The organism is Nostoc sp. (assembly GCF_036916575.1).
Classification (GTDB): domain Bacteria; phylum Cyanobacteriota; class Cyanobacteriia; order Cyanobacteriales; family Nostocaceae; genus Nostoc.
The window spans coordinates 1-6,379 of sequence record NZ_JBALGC010000058.1; the positions used below are offsets into that span (position 1 = coordinate 1).

Annotated in this window: 5 protein-coding genes, 2 pseudogenes and 1 riboswitch; of the genes and pseudogenes, 3 read left to right on the plus strand and 4 right to left on the minus strand. The window is 41.1% G+C overall.

Features of this window, described 5'->3' with window-relative positions; genetic code table 11:
- Nucleotides 1-92 precede the first annotated feature (92 nt).
- The 3 genes and pseudogenes from V7L29_RS13435 to V7L29_RS13445 form a co-directional block, all read left to right on the plus strand.
- Nucleotides 93-611 (plus strand): annotated as a pseudogene (locus tag V7L29_RS13435) (DUF4349 domain-containing protein); the annotation flags it as partial.
- Nucleotides 612-845: 234 nt separating this feature from the next.
- Nucleotides 846-2,204 (plus strand): NAD(P)/FAD-dependent oxidoreductase, encoded by a 1,359-nt coding sequence (locus V7L29_RS13440; protein WP_334691566.1) that lies wholly within the window; start codon nucleotides 846-848, stop codon nucleotides 2,202-2,204.
- A 121-nt stretch (nucleotides 2,205-2,325) separates the two neighbouring features.
- Nucleotides 2,326-3,561 (plus strand): LL-diaminopimelate aminotransferase, encoded by a 1,236-nt coding sequence (locus V7L29_RS13445; protein WP_334691565.1) that lies wholly within the window; start codon nucleotides 2,326-2,328, stop codon nucleotides 3,559-3,561.
- Nucleotides 3,562-3,655: 94 nt separating this feature from the next.
- On the opposite strand, the gene V7L29_RS13450 is transcribed toward V7L29_RS13445, so the two are convergent.
- From V7L29_RS13450 to V7L29_RS13465, 4 genes and pseudogenes are all read right to left on the minus strand, one after another.
- Nucleotides 3,656-4,078, minus strand: a complete 423-nt coding sequence (locus V7L29_RS13450) for a hypothetical protein (RefSeq protein WP_334735792.1) — start codon at nucleotides 4,076-4,078, stop codon at nucleotides 3,656-3,658.
- Between the two features lie 52 nt (nucleotides 4,079-4,130).
- A complete protein-coding gene (locus V7L29_RS13455) occupies nucleotides 4,131-4,313 on the minus strand; it encodes a hypothetical protein (protein ID WP_334735793.1) in 183 nt (60 codons plus the stop codon).
- Nucleotides 4,314-4,476: 163 nt separating this feature from the next.
- Complete coding sequence (locus V7L29_RS13460; RefSeq protein ID WP_334735794.1) at nucleotides 4,477-5,817, minus strand: voltage-gated chloride channel family protein; 1,341 nt, start codon at nucleotides 5,815-5,817, stop codon at nucleotides 4,477-4,479.
- Nucleotides 5,818-5,912: 95 nt separating this feature from the next.
- A riboswitch (Fluoride riboswitch) is annotated at nucleotides 5,913-5,999 on the minus strand.
- 279 nt (nucleotides 6,000-6,278) lie between these two features.
- Nucleotides 6,279-6,379 (minus strand): annotated as a pseudogene (locus V7L29_RS13465) (carboxylating nicotinate-nucleotide diphosphorylase); the annotation flags it as partial.

A 6,379-nucleotide genomic window follows, 5' to 3' on the forward strand; every position in this document is an offset into this window, starting at 1 on the left:
CTTTTTTTCTGACTTAGTTCTCTGATTTTTCGACATCCACTCAATGGAATCCACTGTCGAGCTATTTTTGCTTGCTTTAGTCTAAACTCCAGACCTTAGAACAACTAGCTAAATTGGGCACTGTTGATAGTCGCAATATCACTGCAGAAGATGTGGGTGATCGCCTGGTGGATTTCCAAGCTAGATTAACTAATTTGCGAAAAACTGAAGCAAATTTGCAAAAAATTATGGATCGGGCGGGTTCTATTACAGATGTGCTTAGTGTTGCCCAAGAATTGAGTAATGTCCGACAAACAATAGAACAAATTGATGCCCAACTCAAAAGCCTACAAAATCAAGTTGCTTATTCTACTATTACGCTGAACCTAGAAGCAGCAGTTTCTAGCACCAGTCCACAACCTGCCTTTGGTTTGCAAGTTCAGGAAACTTGGAACAACTCCACCCATTCTTTGAGTGCATTTTCCGTTGGCTTACTCAAGCTGGGTATTTGGTTAATTGTTTATAGTCCCTATTTGTTAATTTTTGCTGCTCTTGTCTATGGCTTTACCCGTTGGCGGCGAACTCATTCACCACGTTTGACACAAACACCACAATCAACTAGCTCTGAGTGAGTTTGCATAAATCTTACATATACCTTTGATAAATTTACACAAACAAAGAGCGATTCAAATATTCCCAACTCTTATTGTTTGAGCCTCCATCTTGAAAAGTTCTGTTTATCCTGTAGTTTTGATTATTTTAATCCTTGTTCAAATGTAAAAAGCAATACAAAACATCTGATGACAATTTTGATACAAATTTGTTAAGAATAGTTACAGCACTAGTAACGTAGGGACATATTTATTATGGTAAACTCACTTGACAATAATCCACCTCATCAAGTTCTCATTGTTGGCGGTGGCTTTGGTGGACTTTATGCAGCAAAAACACTCGCCAAGGCGGCAGTAAACGTTACTTTGATTGATAAACGTAATTTTCATTTATTTCAACCCCTCTTATACCAAGTCGCCACAGGTGCGCTATCTCCTGCGGATATTTCTTCGCCGTTGCGTTCTGTACTCAGTAAGAGCAAGAATACGAAAGTACTGCTGGGAGAGGTGAATAATATTGATCCAGAAGCACAAAAAGTGATTGTGGGCGACGAAGCAATACCTTACGATACGTTAATTGTCGCTACAGGTGCGAAGCATTCCTACTTTGGCAAAGACAACTGGGAAGAATTCGCCCCAGGTTTGAAAACAGTAGAAGATGCTATAGAAATGCGTCGTCGGATATTTACGGCGTTTGAAGCCGCAGAAAAAGAAACTGATCCAGTAAAACGCCGTGCCTGGTTAACCTTTGTAATTGTTGGTGGTGGCCCTACTGGTGTAGAATTAGCTGGCGCGATCGCAGAATTAGCAAATCAAACTCTCACAGAAGATTTCCGCAGCATCGACACATCGGAAGCCAAGATTTTGCTATTAGAAGGTCTGGATCGGATTCTGCCACCATTTGCACCAGAGTTATCACAAGAAGCGGAAGCATCCCTGACGCGGTTGGGGGTGATTGTCCAGACAAAAACACTGGTAACGAATATTGAAAATGATATTGTTACCCTCAAACAAGGTGATGAAGTTAAAGAGATTGCCTCGAAAACGGTATTATGGGCAGCAGGTGTGAAAGCTTCAGCAATGGGAAAAGTGCTAGCAGAACGCACAGCTGCTGAGTGCGATCGCGCTGGACGCGTTATTGTCGAACCGGACTTAAGCATTAAGGGACATCCCAATATTTTTGTAATTGGCGACTTAGCAAATTTTCCCCATCAAAATGGGAAACCGCTACCTGGTGTTGCACCTGTAGCGAAGCAACAAGGAGAATATGTAGCAGAATTAGTCCAAAAGCGGCTTGTAGGTAGCAATTTGCCACCCTTTGCTTATACCGATTATGGTAGTTTAGCGATGATTGGACACAATTCTGCTGTGGTCGATTTCGGCTTCATCAAGCTGAAAGGTTTCTTTGCATGGCTGTTTTGGCTATTGATTCACATCTACTTCTTAATTGAATTTAACAACAAATTAGTAGTAATGATTCAGTGGGCATGGAACTATTTCACCCGTAATCGTGGAGCAAGATTAATTACAGGTCAAGAATCACTCACGCAGTTCGGAATTGATAATAGCAACAGTTATACATCAGCCGATAATAAACAGCCAGTAAATGTCTAGTTGATTATAGGGAATTGGGCATTGGTTATTTCCCTCATCCCCCACACCCCACAAGACAACAAAGTTATCGCCCTTATAAATTAGCAGTAAGCTGTTTGAGGGCGTTTTTCATAATCTACATATGGCAACTATTAACGACAACTACCTGAAACTGAAAGCGGGTTATCTGTTTCCAGAAATTGCTCGGCGGGTGAATGCCTTTGCTGAAGCGAATCCTGATGCTAAGGTGATCCGGTTAGGCATTGGTGATGTTACCGAACCTCTGCCGGAGGCTTGCCGTACAGCTATGATTAAAGCTGTAGAAGAAATGGGCGATCGCAATACCTTCAAAGGCTACGGGCCAGAGCAAGGCTATGCTTGGTTACGGGAGAAAATAGCTACTCAAGATTTCCAAGCGCGGGGAGCCGAAATTGATGCTTCAGAAATCTTTATCTCTGATGGTTCCAAATGCGACACTGGCAATATTCTGGAAATCTTTGGTGATGATAACATCATCGCCGTTACTGACCCTGTGTATCCTGTGTATGTAGACACTAATGTTATGGTGGGAAATACTGGGGATGCCAACGACAAAGGCGAGTTTGAAGGCTTAGTTTATCTGCCGATTACGGCTGAAAACAACTTCACCGCCGAAATTCCCTCAAAAAAAGTCGATTTAATTTATCTCTGCTTTCCCAATAACCCCACTGGCGCAACTGCTACCAAGGAATATTTAAAGGCATGGGTAGACTATGCCAAAGCTAATAACTCGATTATTTTCTTTGATGCAGCCTACGAAGCTTATATTACCGACTCATCACTTCCCCACTCAATTTATGAAATTGAAGGTGCAAGAGAAGTTGCCATCGAGTTTCGGTCTTTCTCCAAGAACGCAGGCTTTACAGGAACCCGTTGCGCGTTAACTGTTGTACCGAAGACACTCACAGGAAAAGCCGCCGATGGTTCCGATGTGGAACTATGGAAACTGTGGAATCGTCGCCAGTCCACCAAATTTAATGGCGTTTCTTACATCGTCCAACGAGGAGCCGAAGCGGTTTACTCTGAAGAAGGACAGGCACAAATCAAGGGATTGGTTAGTTTTTATCTAGAAAACGCCAAAATTATCCGCGAGAAACTCACAGTTGCCGGATTATCAGTTTATGGTGGCGTGAATGCACCTTATGTCTGGGTGAAAACACCTAATGGTTTATCCAGTTGGGAATTCTTTGATAAGCTGCTGCAAACTGTCAACGTTGTCGGAACACCCGGTTCTGGCTTTGGTGCTGCGGGTGAAGGTTATTTCCGCATTTCGGCATTTAACAGCCGGGAGAATGTCGAAGAAGCGATGAAGCGGATTACTGAGAAGTTTAAGGTGTAAGGCGATCACTTTTAGCCGCTTTTGTTAAACTCAATCTATTAGTCTAAAGGTTACGGTGGGCTATATTATCCACCGCAACCTGATAGAGATAATATTAAGTAATATTCATGTAGTTGGGTAACTGGAATTGGTTATTAGTATTAAAAGTTATATTAGCTTTTACACAATTCATCAAATTACTTCCAATCGTAGTAGTATTTGGATTTGGTTTGAAGTTAAACTTTGAGTTAGGCAAAGCTTTACTTATTACCTTTATACTCCCTTCTGGGATAATACTCGTACAAGGAAGTGTAAATACTATTGTATCTAGTAATAAATCACTACATAAGTCGTGCTTTGCTAACACTTGCTCAAAAAATGGACGTATTAAATTAGAGTAGATATTATCAAACTTGATGAAAGCAAAGGAACCGTTACTTTCAACAAAGATATCTGGCATTAAATCACAGTTTGGTAATACTCGTCTAAAAGCTGTACATAATTCAAGAGTAACAATTGTGGCTTGAATAACATCCACTTGGTTACACAAGAATGGTATTGGACTAAAATTTGTTCTGCTAAAAGATTATTCATTTGTCAAACCTCTTATCGCTTAATAACTTGCGAACAACTTTAAAATCCGGTTGATTTACTTCTGCTCCCGCTTCAATCTCTTCCCATAACATTTCACAAAACTCATCCCAACTGGGCGATTCTTCCGGGAGTAGAGCCTGCTTTATACTACCCTTTTTGTACTTCAGGATTTCAGACACCTTTTGCCCAGCAAATTTATGTACGATTTCCCCTCTCCTTTTGATTGAGTGGCTACTTTACTTTATACAATAGTGATCGCACATACATGACTACTTTGACTATGCGATGCCTACGGCAGTAAACTACGCACTTTCCTAATTATCCATGAATTGCATCCAGAAATTATTCCTGAGAATTGTTTCCTTTTTCTTTGCTATTATCGGCTAAATCAATTTTTGGCTCAACTTTTAGTCGTCCATAATTAGCTAAAGTTTCCCCTTCTTCCAGATATACAGGAGAGTACTTACTCAACCCAATACGCTGTGAAGTATAAATTCCAGAATGACCCGAAAATAAGTAGCTTACTACACAGCCAATAGCAACAAATACTCCTGATTCCAAACCAAATAGTTCAATTCCCATTAAAGTTGATGCCAAAGGTGTATTTGCTGCACCTGCAAATACACTCACAAATCCCATTCCTGCTAACAGTGGTGCAGGTAATGCTAAAAGTAACGATAAAGCATTACCTAAAGTTGCACCAATAAAAAATAAAGGTGTTACTTCTCCTCCTTTAAATCCAGCACCTAAAGTTAAAGCAGTCATACCCAATTTGGTAGCAAAATCCCAAGGAGGTAGCTGAGTATAGAAAGAATCAACGATGGTTGGGATACCAAGCCCAATGTACTTGGTTGTTCCACTCAACCCAACAATTGCTGCTATTATCACACCGCCGAGCAAAGGACGCATTGGAGGATAAGATATTTTTGCTTTAAATAAGTGACTAATTTTGTGAGTTATTTGAGCAAAAAATCTTGCGACTATTCCAAAGATTGCTCCTGCGATAATGGCAGAAATCAGCCCCAAAATTGTCAGCGTTGGTATTGAGGGAGCGTGTCGGTATGCAGTATGATGCAAACCCAATAACAAGGTTACTTGATTCCCAACGATCGCAGCAATTAAAGAGGGAAAAAGAGCATCGTAATGAATTTTACCAATCGCTAAAACTTCCAGACCAAATACAGTTCCAGCTAAGGGAGTACCGAAAACTGAAGCGAATCCCCCACTGATACCTGCCGTTAATAAAATTCGCCGATTAGCTCCTTGAAAATGCAATATTTTAGTTAACTGGTCTGCCAAAGAAGCACCCATCTGTAATGCTGTACCTTCACGACCGGCTGAACCTCCAAATAAGTGAGTCAGGTCTGTTCCTAGTAGAACAAGAGGAGCCATGCGGAAAGGAATAATATCTTTAGGTTTATGGATTTCTTCGAGTAAAAGATTATTTCCTGCTTCTACAGTCCGACCAAACTGATGATAAATCCAACCGCTCAAGAAGCCACCAAGAGGCAGCAAGGCGATAATCCAACGATGCGATTCTCGCCAATCAGTTGCCCATTCAAGTGATGCCAAAAGAACCGCAGAACCTGTTCCAGCAAGAATGCCTACCACAAAGGAAATGGGTAACCACTTGATCAGGTGGGGTAATGCAATAAACGGTTCAAACTGACGAAAGTGTTTCATACCATGACTCCTTGAGGTGCGATTTGTAGACTTAGACTTTCTACAGGGGAGTTAGGTAATGCATTTAGCCAAGCCCTACCCTCCCGCAGTAAGTCAGGAAAGTAGGAGCCATCAGCCTTCCAGTTATTAATTTAACCTGTACTGGAAAGGCGGTTTTGGCGAGCTCCATCGCCATAAATACTATTTAATTAATTCAACAATACCATTTTTGCTTTTGTATTGCTTTTAGCAATTGGTCATCCTTGATTTACTACGTCTCTTTACCCTCATTGATGATAGTTGTGGTATTTGCTGACATAACTTCTCCCATGTCGAGCAGAAATTGTCTAGATCGCAGAAAATCTGGGTGACATTGAGGCAACATACAATCAATAGTGGACGCATTGTTTTAGGCTTTGATCCTCCAAAAATGCAACACAATATAAGACCGACTTGGGAGTCAGATTATTCGCCTTATTTATTTAAAATACAATCCTCATGCTCAAATCCAGCCACTTCGACTGAGTAATTGGCGCACTACTAGAAATATAGTCAACACCCGTCTGTGCGACAGCACGAATAG